21 protein-coding genes are annotated in these 22,877 nt (G+C 34.2%); 16 read left to right on the top strand and 5 right to left on the bottom strand.

The features are described 5' to 3' along the window. Nucleotides 1-3: 3 nt before the first annotated feature. The 7 genes from dnaA to O4O04_RS01550 all read left to right on the top strand — a co-directional run bounded on the left by dnaA (nucleotide 4) and on the right by O4O04_RS01550 (nucleotide 9,740). Entirely contained in the window at nucleotides 4-1,341 is a 1,338-nt protein-coding gene (gene dnaA, locus O4O04_RS01520) for a chromosomal replication initiator protein DnaA (protein ID WP_272536153.1), read from the top strand. A 243-nt stretch (nucleotides 1,342-1,584) separates the two neighbouring features. Next, nucleotides 1,585-2,703 carry a DNA polymerase III subunit beta gene (dnaN, locus tag O4O04_RS01525; RefSeq protein WP_272533694.1) on the top strand — a complete coding sequence of 373 codons (1,119 nt, stop codon included), beginning with the start codon at nucleotides 1,585-1,587 and terminating at the stop codon, nucleotides 2,701-2,703. 6 nt (nucleotides 2,704-2,709) lie between these two features. Next, nucleotides 2,710-3,804 carry a DNA replication/repair protein RecF gene (gene recF, locus O4O04_RS01530; RefSeq protein ID WP_272533696.1) on the top strand — a complete coding sequence of 365 codons (1,095 nt, stop codon included), beginning with the start codon at nucleotides 2,710-2,712 and terminating at the stop codon, nucleotides 3,802-3,804. Further along, nucleotides 3,801-4,244, top strand: coding sequence for a DciA family protein (locus tag O4O04_RS01535; protein ID WP_272533697.1), 444 nt, complete (start codon nucleotides 3,801-3,803; stop codon nucleotides 4,242-4,244). Before recF ends, O4O04_RS01535 begins: the two co-directional genes overlap by 4 nt. 67 nt (nucleotides 4,245-4,311) lie before the next feature. Further along, the gene (gene gyrB / locus O4O04_RS01540) at nucleotides 4,312-6,210 is read left to right on the top strand and encodes a DNA topoisomerase (ATP-hydrolyzing) subunit B (RefSeq protein ID WP_272533699.1); all 1,899 of its coding nucleotides are present in this window, start codon (nucleotides 4,312-4,314) and stop codon (nucleotides 6,208-6,210) included. Between the two features lie 9 nt (nucleotides 6,211-6,219). Next, nucleotides 6,220-8,727: a DNA gyrase subunit A gene (gyrA, locus tag O4O04_RS01545; protein ID WP_272533702.1), complete on the top strand. Its 2,508-nt coding sequence runs from the start codon at nucleotides 6,220-6,222 to the stop codon at nucleotides 8,725-8,727. 11 nt (nucleotides 8,728-8,738) lie between these two features. After that, entirely contained in the window at nucleotides 8,739-9,740 is a 1,002-nt protein-coding gene (locus O4O04_RS01550) for a tRNA dihydrouridine synthase (protein WP_272533703.1), read from the top strand. 53 nt (nucleotides 9,741-9,793) lie between these two features. Here O4O04_RS01550 and O4O04_RS01555 read toward each other — a convergent pair whose 3' ends face one another. Beyond that, nucleotides 9,794-10,372, bottom strand: coding sequence for a lipoprotein LipL21 (locus tag O4O04_RS01555; protein WP_272533704.1), 579 nt, complete (start codon nucleotides 10,370-10,372; stop codon nucleotides 9,794-9,796). A gap of 81 nt (nucleotides 10,373-10,453) precedes the next feature. On the opposite strand from O4O04_RS01555, the gene O4O04_RS01560 reads away from it, so the two are divergent. Further along, nucleotides 10,454-11,968 (top strand): hypothetical protein, encoded by a 1,515-nt coding sequence (locus O4O04_RS01560; RefSeq protein WP_272533706.1) that lies wholly within the window; start codon nucleotides 10,454-10,456, stop codon nucleotides 11,966-11,968. Continuing rightward, nucleotides 11,965-12,834 (top strand): AAA-type ATPase lid domain-containing protein, encoded by an 870-nt coding sequence (locus O4O04_RS01565; protein WP_272533707.1) that lies wholly within the window; start codon nucleotides 11,965-11,967, stop codon nucleotides 12,832-12,834. The genes O4O04_RS01560 and O4O04_RS01565 overlap by 4 nt, the downstream gene beginning before the upstream one ends. Here O4O04_RS01565 and holA read toward each other — a convergent pair. Further along, nucleotides 12,820-13,908 (bottom strand): DNA polymerase III subunit delta, encoded by a 1,089-nt coding sequence (holA, locus tag O4O04_RS01570; RefSeq protein WP_272533709.1) that lies wholly within the window; start codon nucleotides 13,906-13,908, stop codon nucleotides 12,820-12,822. The two genes, O4O04_RS01565 and holA, sit on opposite strands and share 15 nt — an antisense overlap. Nucleotides 13,909-13,945: 37 nt before the next feature. Between holA and O4O04_RS01575 the strand changes: the two genes are divergently transcribed. After that, the gene (locus tag O4O04_RS01575) at nucleotides 13,946-14,212 is read left to right on the top strand and encodes a hypothetical protein (RefSeq protein ID WP_272533710.1); all 267 of its coding nucleotides are present in this window, start codon (nucleotides 13,946-13,948) and stop codon (nucleotides 14,210-14,212) included. Here the strand turns inward: O4O04_RS01575 and O4O04_RS01580 are convergent. Continuing rightward, entirely contained in the window at nucleotides 14,209-14,781 is a 573-nt protein-coding gene (locus O4O04_RS01580) for a nucleoside triphosphate pyrophosphatase (protein ID WP_272533711.1), read from the bottom strand. The genes O4O04_RS01575 and O4O04_RS01580 overlap by 4 nt on opposite strands. Nucleotides 14,782-14,839: 58 nt before the next feature. Here O4O04_RS01580 and O4O04_RS01585 point away from each other — a divergent pair, with 58 nt between their 5' ends. From O4O04_RS01585 to O4O04_RS01600, 4 genes are read left to right on the top strand one after another with little or no spacing between them, the layout of a single operon-like run. After that, nucleotides 14,840-15,748: a hypothetical protein gene (locus O4O04_RS01585; protein ID WP_272533712.1), complete on the top strand. Its 909-nt coding sequence runs from the start codon at nucleotides 14,840-14,842 to the stop codon at nucleotides 15,746-15,748. Nucleotides 15,749-15,768: 20 nt separating this feature from the next. Further along, nucleotides 15,769-16,065, top strand: coding sequence for a hypothetical protein (locus O4O04_RS01590; protein ID WP_272533713.1), 297 nt, complete (start codon nucleotides 15,769-15,771; stop codon nucleotides 16,063-16,065). A gap of 12 nt (nucleotides 16,066-16,077) precedes the next feature. Further along, on the top strand, nucleotides 16,078-16,818 hold the full coding sequence (locus tag O4O04_RS01595; protein WP_272533715.1) for an SDR family NAD(P)-dependent oxidoreductase: 741 nt from the start codon (nucleotides 16,078-16,080) through the stop codon (nucleotides 16,816-16,818). Nucleotides 16,819-16,847: 29 nt separating this feature from the next. Beyond that, a complete protein-coding gene (locus O4O04_RS01600; RefSeq protein WP_272533717.1) occupies nucleotides 16,848-17,471 on the top strand; it encodes an L-threonylcarbamoyladenylate synthase in 624 nt (207 codons plus the stop codon). A 543-nt stretch (nucleotides 17,472-18,014) separates the two neighbouring features. Here O4O04_RS01600 and O4O04_RS01605 read toward each other — a convergent pair. Further along, nucleotides 18,015-18,371: an arsenate reductase family protein gene (locus O4O04_RS01605; RefSeq protein ID WP_272533719.1), complete on the bottom strand. Its 357-nt coding sequence runs from the start codon at nucleotides 18,369-18,371 to the stop codon at nucleotides 18,015-18,017. 142 nt (nucleotides 18,372-18,513) lie between these two features. On the opposite strand from O4O04_RS01605, the gene O4O04_RS01610 reads away from it, so the two are divergent. Beyond that, complete coding sequence (locus tag O4O04_RS01610) at nucleotides 18,514-19,824, top strand: C40 family peptidase (protein ID WP_272533720.1); 1,311 nt, start codon at nucleotides 18,514-18,516, stop codon at nucleotides 19,822-19,824. 73 nt (nucleotides 19,825-19,897) lie between these two features. Here the strand turns inward: O4O04_RS01610 and O4O04_RS01615 are convergent, their stop codons facing one another. Then, nucleotides 19,898-21,151, bottom strand: a complete 1,254-nt coding sequence (locus O4O04_RS01615; protein WP_272533721.1) for a CapA family protein — start codon at nucleotides 21,149-21,151, stop codon at nucleotides 19,898-19,900. Here O4O04_RS01615 and O4O04_RS01620 point away from each other — a divergent pair. Continuing rightward, entirely contained in the window at nucleotides 21,135-22,868 is a 1,734-nt protein-coding gene (locus O4O04_RS01620) for an alkaline phosphatase family protein (RefSeq protein ID WP_272533723.1), read from the top strand. The genes O4O04_RS01615 and O4O04_RS01620 overlap by 17 nt on opposite strands. Nucleotides 22,869-22,877: the final 9 nt, after the last annotated feature.

The following is a 22,877-nucleotide window of genomic DNA, read 5'->3' on the forward strand; positions in this document are numbered from 1 at the left end:
ATGATGAGCGATAAAACGAACCCTGATTGGAATCTTGTTTTGAATGAAGTTTCAAAGCTCATAAATCCAAAATATTACCATAGCTTTATTTCGCCTCTTCATCTATTGAAGATAGAAAACTCTAAAGCTTTTTTAATCGCTCCTTCTGACCAAGTAAAGAGACATGTTGAAAGCAAATACATAACTCAGATAGAAGAAGCCTTATTCACTGTTCTTGGAGATCGTGTCCATGTTGAGATTCTGACAGAATCAAAAGATGCTAGCGTTGAATTTAATACTGCAATACAAGATAAGTTTGATGTAAGAGAATCTTTTTTTAACCCAGACTATAGTTTTGAAAACTTCATTGTAGCGGACTCCAATCGACTTCCTTATACAGCATGTATGGAAGCGGTCAAAAGACCGGGAGATATAAATCCTCTATATATATTCGGATCCGTTGGAGTTGGCAAAACCCATTTGCTTCATGCTATAGGAAACGAAATATTAAAACGTGAACCATGGAAAAAAGTAAGGTATGTCGAAATGACTTCTTTTCTAAATGAGTTCGTTTATACCGTCAGACAAAATAGTCGAACAGCACTAGATTCATTTAAACTAAAATTTCAATCGTATGATACTTTACTGATAGATGACATTCAATTTCTCAATTCAGGAGCTGATAAAACTCAGGAAGAGTTTTTTGCTCTCTTTAACTTTTTATACCAAAGAAAAAGTCAGATCGTTATTGCTTCAGACCGACCAAGTTATGAACTTCCAATCCATGATAGACTTAAATCAAGATTTACTAAAGGTGTTCAAGCAAATGTTCAACCTCCTTCACCTGATCTAAGAAGAGCTATACTTTCTAAATATTCTGATTTGTACAATCTCCATTTAGATGAAGAATCTCTAAATTACACATCTTCTCATATAACAGGTGACATTCGACATTTAATGGGAGCATTAAATGATATTCTTTTATATAAGAAAGCTTATAATTTGATGATTGTACCTTTTGAAAGAGTTAAAGAAGTTGTCGATTCAAGATCTGTCTTTAGACAAAAGGCAGTTGATATGACGCAAGACAACCTTATTGAATTAGTCTGTGAAATTTACAATCAGCCCAAGAAGGACGTTCTAGGAAAATCTAGAAAAAATGAATTTATCTTACCAAGACATCTTTGCATGTATATGTTAAAAGAAATCTTCAGCTTAAATAAGACCTTAATTGGAAGGATTTTTGATTGTAAGCATACAACCGTAATTCATGCAATTTCAAATATTGAGGAAAAGATAAAAACAGATCTCAAGCTTCAAGAAACCGTCCACAAAGTCCGTTTAAAATTCGATTTAATTTGAAGATAAACTGTAGATAACTTAATAATAAACCATTCACAAACTATTAATAAGACATAAGACAAAATTAATGTCCCATATACTGTAGATTCGGTTCGAAATTCCCCGATTTACAAAAAAGTTATTTTCTTTTTTAATGCGACATATTCCTATATAAAATGAGGAGTTTTTAAGGTTATCTACTTATCTACATACTCAACAACATCAACAATTATAAGACATAATATTATATATATAAGGTAAAACATGAAATTCAATATTAAAAGTTCAGACTTCTTAAAAGCTATCAATTCCGTTGAAGGAGTTATAAACTCAAAACAAATCAAATCCGTTTTATCCAATGTTAAAATAGAGGCTTCTGATAACTCTGTTTCCTTAAGTGCTACAGATATGGAAATATCCGTTAGAACTTCTTTAGCTGCTGATGTATCGGTTTCAGGAGTTACTTCTCTTCCAGCAAAACAACTCAGTAGTATATTCAAAACTATTAATTTCTCAGATGCGAAATTGGAAATAAATACCGATTCTGAAAATCCAGAAACAGTCATTACCGATGCAGAAGGAAAAGTTGGTTCCAAATTTCAAATCAATGGACTGGATCCAGAAGAGATAAGAACAATTGGTAAAATAGAAGAAAAAAATATTACTGATTTTCCTTGCTTAATACTCAAAGAAATGATTAGAAAAACAAATTATGCAGTTGCCCAAGAAGAGACTAGATTTGTTTTCAATGGATTATTTATGAAATGTATCGATGATGAATTGATTGTAGTAGGAACAGACGGACGTCGCTTATCTAAGATTACGAGAAAGATTCCCAAAAAATTGGATTTCGGAAATGGAATCATTGTACCACATAAAACTGTAAGAGAATCGATTAAATTATTAGATCAAGCAGAGAATGGAAAGATTGGTTTATCGGAATCACAATTTTACTTAAGTGTTGCACATTCAGAATTACTCTCTAAATTGATTGATGGTTCTTATCCAGACTATGAACAAGTCATTCCTAAAAACAATAGCTACTCTGTTAGAATTAATAAAGATGAATTCGCTATCGTATTAAGACAAGCTCTGATCTCAGCTGAAGAACCTTCAAGGCAAATTCGTTTAAGTTTCAAAACTAATACTCTTGTTATAACATCATCTAATCCTGGTTCAATGCAATTTGAAAACAGCATGCCAATTGAGTTTAGTGGAGACGATCTTACAATTGCCTTCAAAGGAGATTATCTATCGGACACAATTAAATCGATAGATGATCCAGAATTTGAAATTCATTTTACAAACTCAAGCTTACCTGTACTTTTTAAGGATCCTTCAGATGCAGATTATGTTTCGGTCATAATGCCAATGAAAATCTAATCCAATATGATTCTGAAAAGGTTAAGCCTGAATAACTTCAGGACTTACAGAGAATTAAATCTTGAATTTAAATCTAGATTGATATTCTTCATAGGTGATAATGGAGAAGGCAAATCAAATCTATTAGAATCTATATCCATTTTATCCTTCTTGAAAAGTTTTCGAGGAAATAGTGATGATGAAATTCTCTCATGGGGTGAGAATACATTCTACATTGGTTCGAAGCTTTTTGAGAATGAAGAAGAAAGTCGCCTCGAATATGGTTTTGAAAAAAATCCAATCCGAAGAAAAAAAATTAAATTCAATAATAATTTAATCAAAAAGCAATCAGAAGCATATGGTATTCTTCCTTGTGTTGTTTTATCACCAAAGGACTTGGATATAGTTGAAGGTGGGAGTAGCGAACGGAGAAAATTCATTGATGGTTTAATATCAGCTCTGGATAAAAATTATCTAAATACTCTTTTAGAATATAATCGAATTCTAAAACAACGAAATACAAGTTTAAAGAAACAAATCACAAGTGCGGAATCTCTGGGTATATGGGACAAGATGCTTTGTGAAAAGGATAACTATATCCGTAACGCAAGAGCCAATTTTATAAAAGATATGGATATCTTGTTTAGAAATAATTTAAATCTTCTTTCCGGTTCAAAAGATGATTACGGTTTGTTTTATAAGCCAAATGCTAAATCTACTGAAGACTATGAAATGAGGATGAGAGACAATTTTCAAAAAGATCTAAGAGTTGGTTACACAACTGTTGGGTGCCATAGAGATGAAATTACAATTGGCGGAGAAGATAAAGATGTTCTAAGTTTTGGATCTCAAGGACAAAGAAGATCTGTTGTAATTTCGCTTAAGACTGCATCTTTCGAATTGCTAAGAAGAAAAATCGGAATAGATCCAATACTTTTAATTGATGATGTAATTCGAGAATTAGATACACGAAGAAGGGAGTTTTTTGTTGATCTAATCCGAGGGTGTGGGCAAGCTTTTTTTACAACTACAGATTTGGAAGGAATTCATGATTATATCGGGAATCTCGATGAGCCTAGACAAATTTTTCAAGTAACCAAAGGATCTGTGACTGAATTATGAAAGACGAATGGAAAACTACTCGTGACCTTCCTGAAGCAATAGGGAATGTTTTCTCAATAGAGGAAATCCAGAAGTCACTGTTGCTAAAAAAAATTTCAGATCAATGGAAAGATTTGGTTGGAGCAATTTTAGCAGATCACAGCTATCCAAAAGATATTCACTCCAGCATATTAATTGTTCAGACTTCACATTCAGCTTATTCTCAAGAAATTGGATTCCATAGTCCGAATATTTTGGGATATATTCATAATAAATTGCAAGTAAAATCGATACAATCTGTTCGCTGCCAGATCGGACCTGTTCTTATTCGAAAAAAAAAGAAGACAGAAAAGAAAAAAGGGACTCTTAACGGAAAAGAAGAATTACTTGCCTCTTTAGAAGGCATTACCGATGAAAACCTTCGTAAAAAGTACATCAGCTTGATAGAAGTAATGGACTGATTTTGTTCTAAATCACTTGCTCGTAGAGGCTCGTTCTAGAGAATTACAATTAGGTTCAAAGGAATTCATGTCATACAGCGCCGAAAAAATAAAAATTCTAGAAGGTCTTGAGGCGGTTAGAAAACGCCCAGGAATGTACATTGGAACCCAAGATGAGACGGGTTTACATAAAATGGTTTATGAAGTCGTCGATAACTCCGTCGATGAGGCAATGGCAGGCAATTGTACTGAGATAAAAGTCAGTATTTTACCTGATAATATCATTGAGGTAATCGATGACGGTCGCGGAATCCCAACAGGAATCCATCCTGATAAAGGAATCTCGACTATTGAAGTTGTAATGACCATCCTGCATGCTGGTGGAAAATTTGAGAACGATGCGTACAAAGTGTCCGGTGGATTGCATGGTGTGGGAGTTTCCGTTGTAAACGCGCTATCCGAATGGATGGAAGTTGAAGTTCATTCATTAGGTCAGATTCATTACCAGAAATACACTACCGGAATTCCAGTCGCTCCAGTAAGTATCAAAGGTGAGACTACCCTAACTGGAACAACTGTTAGATTTAAACCTGATAAAACTATTTTTACTACAACCGAGTTCTTATTTGATACATTGTCTGCAAGATTTCGAGAATTGGCATTCCTAAATAACTCTCTAAAAATCTCAATTACAGATGCAAGAAAGGAAGAAAAGCAATCTCACGAGTTTCAATATGATGGTGGAATTGTTTCTTTTGTAGATCATATTAACGCATCCAAACATCCATTACACAAAATTTGTCATTTCAATCGTGAGAAAGATTCCATTATTGCTGAAGTTGCTTTGCAGTATTGTGATACTTACAATGAAACAATTTTTACCTTTACAAATGGAATCAATAACAGTTTAGGTGGAACACATTTAGAGGGCTTCCGCGCTGCACTTACTCGTACACTAAATGATTTCCTTAAGAAAGATCAAAACCTTTCCAAGAAAGGAACAATTACATTGTCGGGAGAAGATGTTAAGGAAGGATTGTGTGTAGTTATATCTGTAAAAATTCCTCAACCTCAATTCAACTCGCAAACAAAAGAAAAATTAGTGAATGCAGAAATCAAAGGAATTATGCAAACTCTAACTTCTGAAGGTTTGGTATTGTTCTTTGAAGAAAATCCAGCTATCATTAAGAAGATTTTAGAAAAATGTATTCTTGCTTCCAAAGCTCGCGAAGCTGCAAGACGTGCAAGAGATTTGACACGAAGAAAAACAGTTCTTGAAGGTGGAGGTTTACCTGGTAAGCTAGCTGACTGCTCAGAAAAAGATCCTGCAAAAAGTGAAATTTATTTGGTTGAGGGTGATTCAGCTGGTGGATCCGCTAAACAAGGTAGAGATAGAAATACTCAAGCCATTCTCCCCCTTAAAGGAAAAATTCTAAACGTCGAAAAATCTAGGTTAGATAAAATTTTAGCTAACGAAGAAATTAGAACCTTAATATCTGCTTTGGGAACTGGTATAGGTGAAGATGAATTCAATGTTGATAAAGCACGTTATCATAAAATTGTAATCATGACTGATGCTGATATCGATGGTTCGCATATTCGAACTTTGATTTTAACTTTCTTTTTTCGTCATATGCGACCGTTAATCGAGAGAGGATTTCTTTTCGTGGCTCAACCTCCTCTATATCAACTTAAGTTTGGAAAAGAATCTATATACGCTTATTCGGATCGAGAAAAAGACGAACTAATACGAAGCAGACAAAATGATAAAGTTGTCATCCAGAGATACAAAGGTTTAGGGGAAATGAATCCTGAACAATTGTGGGAGACAACAATGGACCCAGAACGACGAGTTGTTCTTCAAGTTAAGATGGATGACTTAGTTGCGGCTGAAGACACTTTTAATATTCTTATGGGTGATGATGTTTCTCCACGCCGAAGATTTATTGAAGAAAATTCAGCAAAAGTATCAAATCTAGATCTATAAAAGAAATAAATGGAAAATCAAGAAGACCAAGAACAAAAGTCATTAATATTAAATCTGGCTGCTAGACCAGATATTGCTGGTGCTCTCAAGAACGGAGTCCGAGTTATTCCCGTTGAAATTGAAGATCAGATGAAAGAAGCTTATCTCGGTTACGCGATGAGCGTGATTGTAGGCCGAGCGCTTCCGGATGTGAGGGATGGATTAAAACCAGTTCATAGAAGAATTCTTCATGCTATGAATGAAAGAGCATGGCGCTCGGATCGTCCATATGTTAAGTGCGCTAAGATTGTCGGTGAAGTAATCGGTAACTACCATCCTCATGGTGATACAGCTGTTTATGATACGCTTGTACGAATGGTTCAAACTTTTTCCCTTAGAGTTCCTTTGATCGATGGACAGGGAAACTTTGGTTCCATCGACGGAGACGAACCAGCAGCTTATCGATACACTGAAGCACGACTTAATAAGATTGCAGAAGAACTCCTTCGTGATATAGATAAAGAAACCGTAAATTATTCTACTAACTTTGATGATACGAAATTGCAACCAGATGTGTTGCCTGCCAATTTCCCAAATCTATTAGTCAATGGATCAACCGGTATCGCTGTTGGAATGGCGACAAATATTCCCCCTCATAATTTGCATGAGACAATCGAAGCTGTAATTACAGTAATTAGAAATCCAGATGTAACCATTCCCGAACTTCTCAAAATCATGCCTGGACCTGATTTTCCAACTGGTGGAACGATTATCGGTGGCGAAGGGTTGATATCTGCCTATACAAAAGGAAAAGGATCTATTCGAATCCGATCCAAAGTTGAGATAGAAGAGAACGCTAAAGGACGAGAAGTTATTGTTGTAACTGAAATTCCATATCAAGTCAATAAACGTGTTCTACTCGAGAAAATAGGTGAGCTCGTTAATGATAAAATTATCGAAGGCATCTCAGAGATCATGGATCTCAGTGATCGTACAGGTATAAGAATTGAAATAGTTACTAAGAAAGATGCAAACGCTCAAGTTATTCTCAATCAACTTTTTAAACTAACACAATTGCAGGTAAGCTATGGAATTACAATGCTTGCAATTATCGATAATAAGCCTAAGATTTTTAATTTAAAAGAGATCTTAGTTTCTTACTCCATCCATAGAAATGAAGTAATTGTTAGACGAACACAATACGACTTAGATAAAGCAGAAAAGAGAGCTCATATCTTAGAAGGTTTGAGGATCGCTCTCGACAATATAGATGAAGTTATTAGAATTATTCGGGCTTCTAAGAATCCAGCAGAAGCTAAAGAAAAATTGATGGCAACTTTTACTCTGTCTGAATTGCAAACAGATGCAATTCTAGAAATGAGATTGCAAAGACTTACATCTCTTGAAGTTCAAAAAATTATTGATGAATTAGAACAAGTAAGAGCTTTAATTCTTGATCTTAAGGATATATTGGCTAAGCCAGAAAGAGTAAAAGATATTGTATGCACCGAACTTAAAGAAGTTATGGATAAGCATGGAGCAAAGCGACTAACGGAAATTAGCCTTGAATCCATTGAAAGTAGTACTTTTAATGCAGAAGACTTGATTTCAGATGAAGAAGTTATTGTACAGCTCTCAGAAGATATGTTTATCAAGCGCTTACCTGTCGATACCTTCCGTAAACAGAAACGTGGAGGAAAAGGAATTCAGGGTAGTTCAGTCAAAAGAGACGACTTTATTAAGAAAGTCGTCACTGCTATGACTCATGATAATTTAATGCTCTTTTCTAATAAAGGAAGAGCTTTCAATATGAAAGTGTATGAGATTCCAATCGCCTCTAAAGAAGCGAGAGGTAAATCGTTAAAGGCTGTTATCAATCTTGGCGAAGACGAAGTAATTACTTCTTTGTATCAATATCGTGAATTGGATGATTCAGCATTATTAATGGTCACTCGACAGGGTTTTATGAAGAAAATTCTATTGAATGAATTTTCAAATACGAAAAAATCCGGAATCATAGCTTTAGGACTTCGCGATGGCGATACCTTAATCGATGTTGTTTCGACTAAGTCCAACGAAGACGTATTTATTGGAACCCGGAATGGTCTAGCTATTCGAATGAATCTATCTGAATTACGAAGTCAAGGTCGAACTGCACAAGGCGTTACCGGAATGAGATTATCAGAAGATGATATTATAGCTGGCGTCACAATTGTTAAACCGGATTCTTCGTTATTCGTCTTAAGTGAATATGGATATGGCAAACGGACATCATATGATGAATTCTCCACAAAAGGTAGAGGTGGAAAAGGTATGACCTATGTTAAAGTAGGTGAAAAGAATGGTAAATCTGTTGGTATTGCAACTGTCTCTGAAAATGATGAAATACTTGTGATAACTCAATCTGGAATGGCCATAAGAACTCCGGCAAAAGATGTCTCCATCATAGGTAGAACTGCCGTTGGCGTTAAGGTTGTTGATACCAAAGATGATGATGGTGTAATCGATTTTGCTGTAATATCTGATAACGAGGAATAACTATCTTCAGAATGCATTCAGATTCTAAACATTCATTTACTGTTGGGAATGTCGCTATAAATGGTAGAGTCTGTTTGTCTCCGATGGCTGGTATATCGGACAGCCCATATAGAAGGATCACCAGAGAGATGGGCGCAGCATGGTCTTTCAATGAATTTGTATCCGCTGAACAGATCTTAATTGGCAATCCAAAAACATTTCGAATGTTTCACTACAATGTAGAAGAGAAACCAATATGGTTTCAAATATTCGGAAATGCTGTTGAACCAGTAGTAGAAGCTGCAAAGAGAATTGAAATTCTCCAACCGAATGTCATTGATTTAAATATGGGCTGCTCGGTTCAGAAAGTTTCACAACGTGGATCAGGTGCAGGTTTACTTCGCAATCTTCCTTTAGCTGGTAAAATGATAGAAGGATTATGCAAAAATTTATCCGTACCAGTAACAGCTAAGATAAGAATCGGTTGGCAGAATGATTCACTAAATTATTTGGAAACTATAAAAGTCCTCCAAAATTCCGGAGTCGCGGCAATCTCAGTTCATGGACGAACTAAAGAGATGGGTTATACTGGAAGAGCGAACTGGGATGCTATAGAAGAGATAAAATCCATAGCTGAAGTACCAATATTTGGAAATGGCGATATTGCAGATATTGACACAGTTCAGATGAGATTAGTTACTTCTAAAGTGGATGCTGTGTTAGTCGGACGTGGAGCAATAGGAAATCCTTGGATTTTTAGTGGAATTGATAAAGCAAAGTTAACTTTTGGTTCAGTATTTGATGTTGCTTATAGACATTATATTTATATGAAAGAATTTTATGGATCTGACAATGCTGTTCGATTGTTTCGAAAACATTTTACAAAGTACTTTCAAGACTTTAAAGAATTTTCATTGAACAGGCAAGAGTTACTAAGAATGGATGATCCTTATCAATTTGAGGAAGAATGGCTAAGAAGATCGGAATGTATAATGGAAATTAAATCAAGTTTCGGAGATTCTGTATTAGCATAAAAAAAGCCAGTCTTATACAGACCGGCTTTCTATTCAACTAAGTAAAAAGTTGTTTATCTAGATGCTTCTTGAGCCATAGATTCGAATGCTTTCTGTCCACCAGGAAACTTCATGAATCCTACACATTGGCATTGTTCCCAATTTTCTGGTTCGCCTTTTTTTATGCAAGATCCTGTATCATTGTCGATTGCACAACAATCGTAAACTCCGATACCTTTGATTTTACCAGCTGTTTGAGAAACAATTACTTGTCCTGTTGATTGACCATCTGATACACCAGATGCTTTCTCTAAATGATCACCAATAACTTTCGAAAGTCCGTCACCTGCGATCTGGTCTTTGGCAGCTTGTCTACAAGTAGATTGCATAGCAGCAACTCGGTTGCTTTTGATTGCTTTTTCGGAAGCTACCGCAGAAAATTTCATATATAAATGGTCGAATTTGGAAGTATCTTTGCAATAATCAGCTGGAGACTCGCCTCTCTTTGCAGCTGCAGTGTCTGGTGCACAAGCCCAACCTTCAAATACCCAACCCGCTTCTCCGACAGATGTTGCGTCTCTTCTAGAATCATTTCCTCCGCACGAAGCTGCTATAAGCGCTGCAACGGAAAGAAGTAGTAAAACCTTTTTCATAAATGGCTTCTCCTTTGTAGTAACAATCTAATAGACTAGAAAATTAGTTGTCAAGGAATCTTTTTATGGAATCATTTTTTTATGTGTCATAATTGTCAAAAAATTTATAAAGCCATTTTTTATGCAATGGTGTTATTTACCCTACTCCATAGCAGACTCGATGCTAATGATATAATGTTCCAACCAGCAAAAATTGAAGGAGATGTGCGAATACGAAACCAAAATGTAAACTCACTTGAACTATCAAAAGAGTTTGCCTTGCTTGCAAGTGACATAGTTAGCAATGATTTTTATATAAATTCAACAGCATATACAGAAGATCAATCCGATTCGAACACATGCATGAATGGAAGGATACATTTTGTATCTAGGGACATTTTTTATTTCCCAAATCAAAATATTCCGTCAGTTACAACAACTTTAAGGAATTGCAAAACAGGTAAAATAACAAGATCAGAATCACTCTTGCAAGGTTATATTCATTCCGCGCTAAAAAAACACTATTCTAAAGTGTTTCGTTTTCTTCCTGTTCGAAATGCACAAAAAATAGGATTATCAAGAACACAGAATCCTGATATATCTATTTTTCTCGATGCTACTGGATCGATGAGTTACGAAAAGCAAGCTATTCAGAGCTTTTTTAAAGATTCTAATAGAAATACTACTTCATCATCCCGACTTTTTGCAGTTTCAAATGGCAGTTTAGAATCCTCGAATGGAATCAGTTTAGATGATCTTGCATTTGGTAAACCCAACTCAACGGATCATCTTATGATCGCCTTTTCTAGGATGATAGCTTCAAAATCCGGCAATTCCGAAATGAAAATAAATTATTTACTTTTGAATCCTTCACATTATATGAACAGCCTGGCTTGGATTTCTAAAATCAATGAAGCCAGATCTAAAGGATTCACAAATATAATTTTAATTCCTTATCAAACTAGTCCGAGCGATCAATTGAATATTGAGAAAATTGCTCGAGCTACGGGTTCAGAATTTTACAATTTGATTGGCTCGATGAAAGTTGGGTTTGCCGATGGAAAAGAAAAATTCCTAAGTATATCAAAAGGATATTTGTATATAAGTGAGACATCCCCTTTACAAAAAGATGATTTAGATAATTCAAATGTTCTAATTGGTAAAAATCGTGTATCGTATGAAGGCCAACTAAATGCCTTCAACATAAGGGAAGCTTTCGAAAAAGCTACAAATAATAAAATTATTAAGGAATGGGAATTTAGATCGAATTTAAATAGTATTCTAAATGAAGTAACAGAGAAGAAAAGATATCCAGACTTTTCTAATGGAAGAAAAGTTTTGATAAGAACTCATGGAGAAGCTTTCTGGATCAATATCAATCCGTCTATAAAAGTTAAAGAAAAGCAAACGGTGATAGTTGAATCAGATTATATCCTCGATAGTTATTCAGCAAACGGAATTAGAAATAATCCAATTCTAACTAAAGTTCATGGCGAAAATTATATTTATCCAAAATTATTAGAATTCAAACCTAGTGAAATTTTAGATTACATCAATAAATACAATCTTGGTTCATTGCGTTGTTATATGTACGGAGTCGTCGAGGAAATTCGTTGATAGAAAAATTTCCTCCATCTAAAAATTATTTAGATATCACTAGAAACTTAAATTCCTACTCAAAGCCGAAAATACCTGTTATGCTAATAGGTAATCGCGGCAGTAGAATTGAATATCTTGTTAAGCAAACTTTAGAAACAGAAAAGATTAGATTTATTGAATTAAATTGTGATCAATTTTGGAAGAAAGATGATATACTACAGAAATTTACTGAAGCAATGAATATTGGTTGTCTTTTCATAAATTCAATAGAGAAACTTGGTAAAGATATTCAATCAATTATCAACAGGGAATTAACTAAATTAAAAGAGACTCGTCAACTTCCTTGGATTGTATCAAGTGCTCATACTAGTATTAGGAATTTGGTTGCTAATAAATATTTTATTGAAGATCTTTATTTTAGAATGGGTGTTGTGACTTTGGATATAATTCCACTGGGTCAGAGAAAAGACGAAATTATACCTATAGCTAATTTTTATTTGGATGAATATAATAAACGTTATAAGAAAAGGTTAAAATATTTCTCAAAAGAATTGTCTGATTTTTTATTTCAATTTGATTATCCAGGAGAATTGGATCAGATGGATAACTTAATTGAGAGTCTAGTTATTATTGGTAAAGGAAGAACCCTCAATTATAAAGATATACCTGTTGCAATATTCGAAAATGCAAAATTGTATTCCGATAGATTGATTCCAATTGTTCCAGGTGTTACAATCGCTGATTATGAAAAAGAGATAATCAAAACAAATTTAAAAATCAATAATGGGAATCGTGATAAGACTGCATCCATTCTAAATATTTCGGTAAGGACTTTGTATAGAAAGATTATTGAATATGAACTTCAAGACTTAGATCTCAAATAAATTAAACATACGCATCCATTTCTGTTGCAGATACATTGTAAGATCAGCATCAGTTCTAGATTTATGACGAATGTTAAGATCAATTAGTGATTCGTAAAGCAATTCAATGGACTTATCTTTTAACATTTTTGCATCGGAAATAAGTTCTTTCTTAATATGATATTTTCTTCCGCTAGAATAGGAATCCATACCTAATGTCATAAATAATTCATCTTCTGGAATTGCGCCTTTATACTTGAATTGAAAAATTCTAAAAATTCGAATTTCATTTAATCTATCAAGCAATTTACTAAGTAAAATTCCGAGCTCACTTCTGATGTCACTGAGTTTCGAGAATTCTTTATAGAATTCAACTTTTCTATTCTGAAAAAAAAGTGTTACTAATACTTGATAATTTATACTGGTTCGTCCCAACAGAACGTCTTGAACATCTTCAATTTCAAATTTCTTCTTATGTAGATATAATTTCAATTTTTGCAAACTTTTTAAATAAGATCCCATATTCGGTGGTATCCTATGTAGAAATTCATCTATAGCATCCGATGAAAGAGAAAGATCCATTTTTCTTATAAGTTGTTCCAGATGCTTTCTTGTTTCGTTCGAGTAGAAATTCTTGCTATGGACAAGAGCGTATCCAATTGGAAAAAACTTCTTTAGGAAAGATGGCATATCCCAGTTTTCATAATGAATTAAAATATAAACTTTCTCGGATAATTGGGGAAGGTGATGAAGGAATTGATTATGTAATTCATTTGCTTTCTTTGCAGCATTGAAAAACGGTTTAAAAAAATTAACACCAGATTTGATTATCAGTAGCTTAGTAGGAAAAAACATATCAGGCGTGAAGGCATGAGAAAAGAAAGGATCTATTTCACCATTTTCACCTGTGAACACAATTGTCTCAAAAGGCTCTCCTGATTTAGAAAGTCTTTCTCTGTAATATTGAAGTATTTCCTCAAACTCGAAAGAATCTTGGGATACAAAACAGAAGATTTGCGGTAGTTCTTTTGGGTTTGAATCAATAAATTCCAAACAATTTGCGAATTCTTGTATTTTTTTTTCTGCTGTAGCCATTAATTTTTATTAAAATGAGTCCGATATATTAACTAGAATGGAATTTCACGGTGTATCACAATCGATTGGTCGTCCTGGGGAAGCATTATATGCTTACTCAACTCCAAACTATTCACCTATCCAACCTGTTCCCAGAATTCCTGGAGGGCAAGCTGGTTTTTCCAATGGATATGGAAATTCTAATACAAGAGATAATCAACATTTGACAAATGATTATAGAGAAAAAGCGGCTCAGATCCAGAGAAACGTCGCTGAACATAAGGAAGCACTCACTCCCGGAATGCTTCTTGATATCGTTGCTTAATTCCAGACATCGATATACTGATAGAATTTTCGAATGGGAAATCCCAGTACATTAGAATAGGATCCTTCATAGCTCAATACTGGTGAGTTGGCATCTTGGATTCCGTATGCACCCGCTTTATCAAAGGGTTTAAACAATGCAATGTATTCTCTTATTTCTTTCAAGTTCCAATCTTTAGCTTGAATTACAGTGGTATCAAAATCATAATATATCTTTTCATTTTTGCTTAAGACTACGCTAGAGTGAACAGAATGTACTCTTCCTGATACATTTGAAAGAATGTCCTCAGCATCGTCTTGATTAATAGGTTTATGCAAAATTTTGTTATCCAACACAACAATCGTGTCAGAAGCTATAAATATATAGTCGCTTATGTTTAAGGAATGGAGACTTGAAAATATATTTTTCCCCACCAAACATTTGGATTTAGATATACGTTCTAGGTATTCTAGCGGTGATTCGTTTATCATTGACTCCTCGTTAATTTCTGCCGGGCATATTTGAAAGGATAATCCTAAATTCTTTAGAATATCAATCCTTCTTGGTGACTTGGAACACAAAACGATCATTGAATCAATTGAAAAAGAATTGACAAAATTTGAAAAATAGAAAAAAATATAAGATGTAATGAAATCATTAATAATTATCAGCTACTTTTTGCTTCTAACAATAAACATTTCAATCTTTGGACAAACTAAGGCATTAATCACTCCAACTTCTGATTCCAAAACTGGAACTGAAGCGAAATCAGATCACTCAGAGACAAAAGCGTTAAAATACGAAGAAGGTGATGTTACAATTGATCTAAAAATCGAATCGGAAAGGTTGATAAAACTATCAGATAAAAAATTAAAAGTTCTGAATCCAATCTTATTGAATAGAAAGAAAGAAGCCACTATACTTGAATTGCAAAAGCAGTTTCTTCTAGCTAAAACTGCATTTTCGAAAGGGGAATACAAAGATTCTAGAAGATTATCGAAAGAAGGGTTAGATAATATTGAAACTGAAAGTGTAAATTTATCTAAACAATATGAAGAAAAATACAATTCATATAGCAATGAACTGAATGAGAAGATCGCTCAACTAAAAAATCAATCCGAGACATATCCAATCAGCAATCCTAATCTAATAGCATATTTGAATAAACGAATTCAAGAATCGGGTTTCCATTTTCGTAAGGCGGAATTTCTTAATAAATCTGGACAAAATTTAGATTCTATCAAGTTCTATCAACTTTCTATATTAGAACTTTTGAATGGTATACAGAAAGCCAATATTGAAATTCAGACTAGTTCTAGAGAAAAAAAAGAAAACGATGATAATCACGTCAAAATTTTGAAAATCGATTACCTTCCAATTGAAGCACGCAAAGACTATGATGATTCTAGAAATTTGAATCATGAAGTTCAAGAACAAAAGAGAACAAAAGAAAGAGAAAGGATTCAATCTTTGAAAGGTTCAAAGCAATCTACATCCGTAGAATCAAAAGAATCAAAAGAATCGGAAGAGAAAACCCAACCGAAAGATTCAAATTAGAGCTTCAAGGGACTAATGAAATGACTTTACTTTATATTTCCAAATTACAAAAACTTTTCATGCTTAACGTATTTCTATTTATATCCTGTTTTTTATTATTAGATTGCAAAAAAAAAGAACAAGATCAGGATATTGAAGATTGTGATAAAATTTCTAATTATTACAAAGATGGAACTCACTATATTCGAAGAGACTTAGTAACTGATGATGGTGTTGTGAATTATAATAAATTGTTAGATGATAGCAAGATTGAGAATTCCGATTGTTATCCCGCTAAGGATAAAGATGTAGATGCATCCATACGGATTCGTGAATAGAAGAGGTAACTCATGAAAGATTTGTTTAGTGTTAAAGGCAAAGTAATTCTTATTACAGGTGCAAGTAGAGGGATTGGAAGGTTTCTTGCAGAAGGTTTTCGTGATCTAGGTGCTGAAGTACATGGGACTGGAAGTAAGCCTGAGTCAGTGGAATGGATGAAATCAGCCGGAATTGTTGGTCATGCAGCTGACATGAGAGATCCTTTGGCTATTGGTCAAGTAATTCAATCAGTTCATGCGAAGACTGCAAGAATTGACGTTTTAATCAATAATGCAGGTATTGCGGGTAACACACCTGCTGGTGGAATGAAGGAAGAAGAAATTTCAAAAATCATCGAAACAAATTACACTGGATTGTTTCGTTCTTGCCAAGCTTACTATAAAGTACAAAGGAAAAGTGGTGGTAACATAATTAACTTTGCTTCTGTTTTAGGTATGATTGGAACTCCTTTGGCATCGGTTTATTCTGGAACTAAGGGTGCAGTAATTTCTTTAACTAAAGCATTAGCGATCGAATGGGTCAATAATGGTTTTCGTGTGAATGCAATATGTCCAGGTCTAATTGAGACTGATATGACATCTATGATTACAGATCGTCCCGCTATTAAAGAAAAAGTTCAAGGTGGAATACCAATGGGAAGAATGGGCTTACCGATCGATTTAATGGGTGGAGTAGTATTCTTGGCAAGTGATTCCTCATCCTATATGACTGGACAGACGATTGTGATTGATGGTGGAATGACAGCTCAATAAGCTGATGTTACGAATGGGTTATCAATAGTATGATTCTTTACCTTCATCCAGATAACCCAGAGATTCGAAAACTTACACAAATATCCCAATCCCTAAAGAAGGGAGGGGTTTTCATCTTTCCAACTGACACAGTTTATGCGCTAGTTGCAGATGCAAATAGCAAAGAAGGTACAGAGAAATTGTACAGTCTTAAAAATATGCCAAAGAATAAGCCTATTTCACTATTGTGTAGAGATATTTCTGAGGCTTCACAATTTATAGAGCATCTACCGAATCAAACCTATAAAATGATGAAGAAATTTTCCCCTGGCCCTTATACTTTCATTCTTAAAGCAAATAAAAATCTTCCAAAACCATGTGTTATTCATCACAAGGATCGTCATATTGGAATCCGTTTCCCTGATCATATTTATCTACAAGAACTTTTAAAAATCCATGATGGTCCATTAACATCAACCTCCGTCCTAACGAATGATGAGTATTTAACTGATATTGATGACCTGGAACTTTTGTACGGACAAAAAGTGGAAGGAGTTATTGATGGTGGCTTATTACAAGTGGAAATGTCTACAATTTTGGACTGTACAGAAGAAACTCTAAAAGTTGTACGCGAAGGAAAAGGCTTCTCGGAATTAGGAATAGAAAATATATAACTATCTCAAATCTAAAATATAGTATTTTGAATTTTGAAGAAAATGCTAACTTAATCAGTTTATTAAAATTTTAAAATCATTTTCGATTCCGATAAATTTCTATTAGAACTAGATGACGAACTTGATGAAGAAGAGGATCTAGAATTTGAACTTCTGTTTTGATAAGCACATGTCTGTAAACAGGTCGTAGTAAAATATGAACATACTAGCAGAGGGCCTGCAGCATTATCATTTTCTTGATTTGAATTTTGAGTCACAAGAAGATAGCATATGTTTCGATTGATTTCACAATCATCTGCACATATCTGATAGCTTGATTTCATATTGCAGTCAGTACAAAATATACTCATACCTAAGACTACTAAAGCTTTGAAAATTATTTTCTGCAAATTATATCCTTCATAGAAGAATTTCTCAATGGCTCAATAAAAAGCTATCTTCATTCAGATTTCTCATTCTTAAAATGATCCTTTATCCAATCGACTAATCAATTTGATCGAACCGGATAAAAAGTCAATAAGTTATTTCAAACAAATTTGACAGTTATTTAAAGTGTTTGCTCCATTCTTCCTCTTTAAATCCAATTAAGCCAAAATTCTCAGAAAGAACAAATGGTCTTTTCACTAAATTACCATTGGATGATAACAATTCTATCTGCTTATCTAATGGCATAGTCGGAAGTTTATCCTTAAGTTTGAGTTCCTTATAATCACCACCCGATGTATTAAATAATCTTTTCGTATCTCCATTATAGTATTTAAGCATTTTCTTTAAATCAGATTGAGAAGGTGGATTCTCCCTAATTGGAATAGAACTATATACAATACCTTTTGAATCAAGGTATTTGGAAGCTTTACGACAAGTTCCGCAATTTTTGTATTCGTAGAATTTTAACTTCATCAAATCCTCTTTTTATTGACCTTTTTAGTATATGTATAGCGAATTCTATATTAAATTTTAATATATTTAGAGTCGATATAAATATCAGGTTTGCTTTTTAAATCTAGAAATCTAAAACGATCCAAGCAGAAGAATCTTAATAATGAAATATTGCACAATAAAATCCATATGTATTCTTATCTTTGCTATTATCTTAAATTTTTACTCTTCCACAGTTTACGGACAAGGAATAAACAAAATTCTCGAAGACGATTTCAATCGCCAAGAACTACTTCTGATACGAAACGAAATTAGAAAAAATTTAGGTAAACGCACTGACAGTCAACAGATAAAAGAGCTTACGGAAAAGCTACTACCTTGGGCTAAGATGGAAGATTTCTCACCGCGAGACTTTTCTAAAGCTTTGGTTTTGATTGCTGCATCAGATGATGCCAAAATTCCGTTCGAAAGTTACGAAGAAATCATTCCATTGCTACCTAAGTATCGCGGGAGCACAAAAGACTTCGTTTTGATGTCACGTTTCTTTCGAGAATCGGAAGAAGCACATCTTCCATCTGCTTTAAGAGATAATTTGATAAATTTAGGACAAGCTCGTAGTTGGGAAGGCTTGAGTACATTAACTGCTGGCCGACTTTTAATACTTTCGAGAAGGGAAAAGATTCCATCCGATGAATTCACAGTTACGCTCTCGAAGTCGATTCCGGCATCACTCAGTAAGTTATCATCTAAAGATCTGAATAGAAAGTTAAATGATTTTGATAGCGATTTACCCAATCAATCAACTAATTGGAATAAGGTGAAAGGTAATATTAAAAATCTTCAAAATGACAAGAATAAAACTTATAATACAAGAAGCTTGAATGAATTTGCTGAAATGGATGATGTGTTCGCTTCAATAGGAATTTTGGAAGTAAGAGAGAGACCAAAACTTCAATTCACACCGGAAGAGCTTGGAATCGGTCCAACAAGTGGAATTGAATCCGTAACTACGTCTCCTGTAGAAACCAATTCCAGTTCTGGAATTGAAGGGAATATATCAGATTGGAAAATCCTTTCCGTTAATAATCTAGCTACTGTTGTCCGAGGATGGATTGGAACAAAGTATGTTTACGGAGGTGGTACAAAGAAGGGTACTGATTGTTCTGGATTCACGATTGGAGTTCTAACAGATCCTCAAATTTCTGTACCTAGAAATATATTACCTAGATCAGCAGCATCTCAAGCAACTATAGGTTCTGCAGTTCCCAAAAAAAGTTTAGAAGCAGGAGACCTGGTTTTCTTTTCGGCTTCACCTAATTTAACTAAGGTTACACATGTTGGGCTTGCAATGGGTGATGGAAAATTCTCGCATGCTTCCTCATCTCGAGGTGTCGTAATCCAAGGATTACAAGAAAAATGGTGGGTTGATCGATATGTTAGTGGTCGAAGAATCTTTAAGACTACAAGGAAGTAAGTAGTCGGCAATTCAAGAGGTTTTGATTCTATCAATTGAATCCCAATTTGGAGGTTCGGTAATAATTATAACCTCAAATTGATTTTAAACCTGGTTTACCGATTAATTCCATTGTGTTGAAAAGAAAAGTTTTCATATCCTGTTCTGATTTCTTATCTAAATTCAATTTCCCATTCAGTTTATTCGCTGAAGTGGTTTTTATACCGTATTCCAAATTTAAAAGTTTTCCATTTTCATTCATATAATCTAACACTGGAATAATCACAAATCTATTGTGATCAGATTTTAAATTTGGAAAGACCCAAGTCGGGATATAATGAACATTTTGGTATTCTAAAAATGTTCTATTCCCATCATTTTTAAGTAATAGATTCCAGCGAAAAATTGCACCGCCATCTGTATGTAGATGACGTTGTCCTGACAGAAAATTGCCCATCGAATATAGTATTAATCTATCCCTATTTTCGCCATATCGATCAGTTCTTTTTTCTACTCCATAAGTTTGTAATACATGAGGATGCCCACCTAGTATTATGTCTGCCCCTTCTCGGATAGCAAAATCCACCCATTTTGTTTGATCTTTTGCTGGTATTCGCACATATTCAGGACCATAATGAAAAGCCACTATAATAGCATCAGCTTTCTGAGATTTTGCGAAAGCAAGGTCGGTGGAAATCAATTCTTCGCTAATTAAATTAACTACAGTATCATCTGGAATAGGAAGACCATTCGTTCCATAAGTGTAATTGTAAAAAAATATTTTAAATCCCTCTATATCAAGGATGAGATTTCTATTCTGTTCGTATTCTTTTTGCGTACGATATGTACCTAAATGTTTTATATTTAGTTGATCGAGAACATCTAAAGTATTTCTAATGCCTAAAGTACCTTTATCAACAGAATGGTTGTTAGCGGTGGAGAGAATTTGAAATCCGGCATCCTTCAATGCATAGGCCAATTCTGCCGGAGCACCGAATTGAGGATAACCCGAATAATGTTCTGGATTTCCAGGAAGAGTAGTTTCTAGGTTTCCAAAAACAAAATCATTTCCTTGGAGGTAAGGACTTACTAGTTCAAAGCTTTGGTGAAAATTGTATTTTCTATTCTTTATTGAATAATTTGCTTTTAGTTGACTATCATGTACCATGATATCGCCTACTGCAACCATTGAAATATTAGCAATTTTTTCAGAAGAGAATATATTTGATCCGCTGTCAGACTTTGCAATCGTACACTGAGAATAAAAGCCAATTATGAAAATACAAAAAGCCTTGCTATAAAGGTTGGAAGAAAGTATTTTAGAAAGTATAATGCGATTACTTATCATTTTAATTACAATTTCTTTATCAGTTTTCGGATGCAAGGACTATTCCTGGGAGGAATCCTACAAGCTTGCAGCGAGTCGGTCTATTGTTCCGGAAGTTGATCTCGTATTGGTTCCAGAACCTTTCTCCAATCTTGATGACGAGTGGATTGATGTAGAAAAGGAAACAGTTTATAAGAAAGAAAAATTGAGTAAATTACTCAGAACATACGGTATTGGTTGGAGTGATTTTATAACAATTTACAAAGATAAAATAAAAGATCGTGGGAATGATATTATATTTTCTGGTAAAGGAACAACTCATGCAACTAACTACAATTATGATGCAAATATACCTATATTATTCTATGGTGATAAATATGTGAATAATGGAATTTATCAAGATACAATTTATCAACAGCATATAGTGCCTACAGTTGCAGAACTATTGGAATCTCCTGTTCCGAATTCAGTAAAATTGAAATCCTTATCCAAGATTCTAAAAAAGAATTCTAAACCAGAAATAATCGTTACTATAGTTATTGACCAAGGAGGAATTCAGTTATATCGAGCTCATAATGATTCTTATCCTAATATTAAGAAATTGATGCATAATTCTGCTTACTTTCCTAATGCAATGGTTGGACATATAGATGCACATACTGCAGTTGGCCATGTTGCAATAGGAACAGGAGCATTTCCAAACGAACATGAAATAATTGCAAATGATCGAATATATTATAAGTCTATAAATTCAAATCTTACGAGTGTCGCTGAACCAATCTATCAACTACCGAATGGAAATATTTCTCCTTCAGATATGAAGAGTCCAACTTTTGCTGATGTCTGGGATCAATTCAATGATAATATTCCAGTTATAGTTAGTCAATGTTATGCGGTTAGAGCTGCTATCGGAATGGCTGGTCATGGATCGGATTATCTATATTCTCCATCATTTGGGTATGAATCCAAGACTTCAATTGTTGCTGACAAGGATTTTGTTTATTGGTTAACTAAGCCAACTCTTAGTTGGACAACTCATCCGGGTCTGTATCAACTACCTGATATTGCAAATAATTTTGCTCTCTATCCATTCCATAGTTCTAGAAATCCTGAAGGATGGGATGGTTTTGTTCCAAATTCATTAGACAAAATGGTAAAAGAATTCCATAGATCAGTTGGTAATCCAACGCAGAGCATGCTTGAAGGAGAATTGATTCGTTCTGTTATTCAGAAAGAAATTATTGATTCGGGTAAAAGTAAAGACGGATACACAGATCTTGTATACGTAACCTTTAAAGCTACAGATGCAACTGGTCATACTCATGGATGGGAAAGTGAAGAAGCTCGCGAAGTGCTCGAAGAAACTGATAGGCAAGTTGGTTTAATTATTCAAATGTTGCGCAATCACTATCAAGAAGACTTTATGTTAATACTGACTGCTGATCACGGAGCAGCTCCGCTCATTGAGTTCTCAGGAGGAAGACATATGACCTATGATAGATTGTTATCTGAAATCCAATCTCTAATTCCAATAGAATCGAGGAATTCAAATAGTCTTGTTAATTTTTACACATCTGGACAGATTTCTTTAAATAAGGAAACGATGAAAATTTTCGGTATTACAGAATATGATGTTATTAAGAGAATAAAGTCCATTGAAATTGATAAGAAATTGTTTTTTAGAGAAGTCTATTCAGCAAACGAATTGAGAAAATTAGATAAGAATGAAAATAAATAATTATTCAAT

The sequence above is a fragment of the Leptospira sp. GIMC2001 genome, assembly GCF_028462125.1.
Classification (GTDB): Bacteria; Spirochaetota; Leptospiria; order Leptospirales; family Leptospiraceae.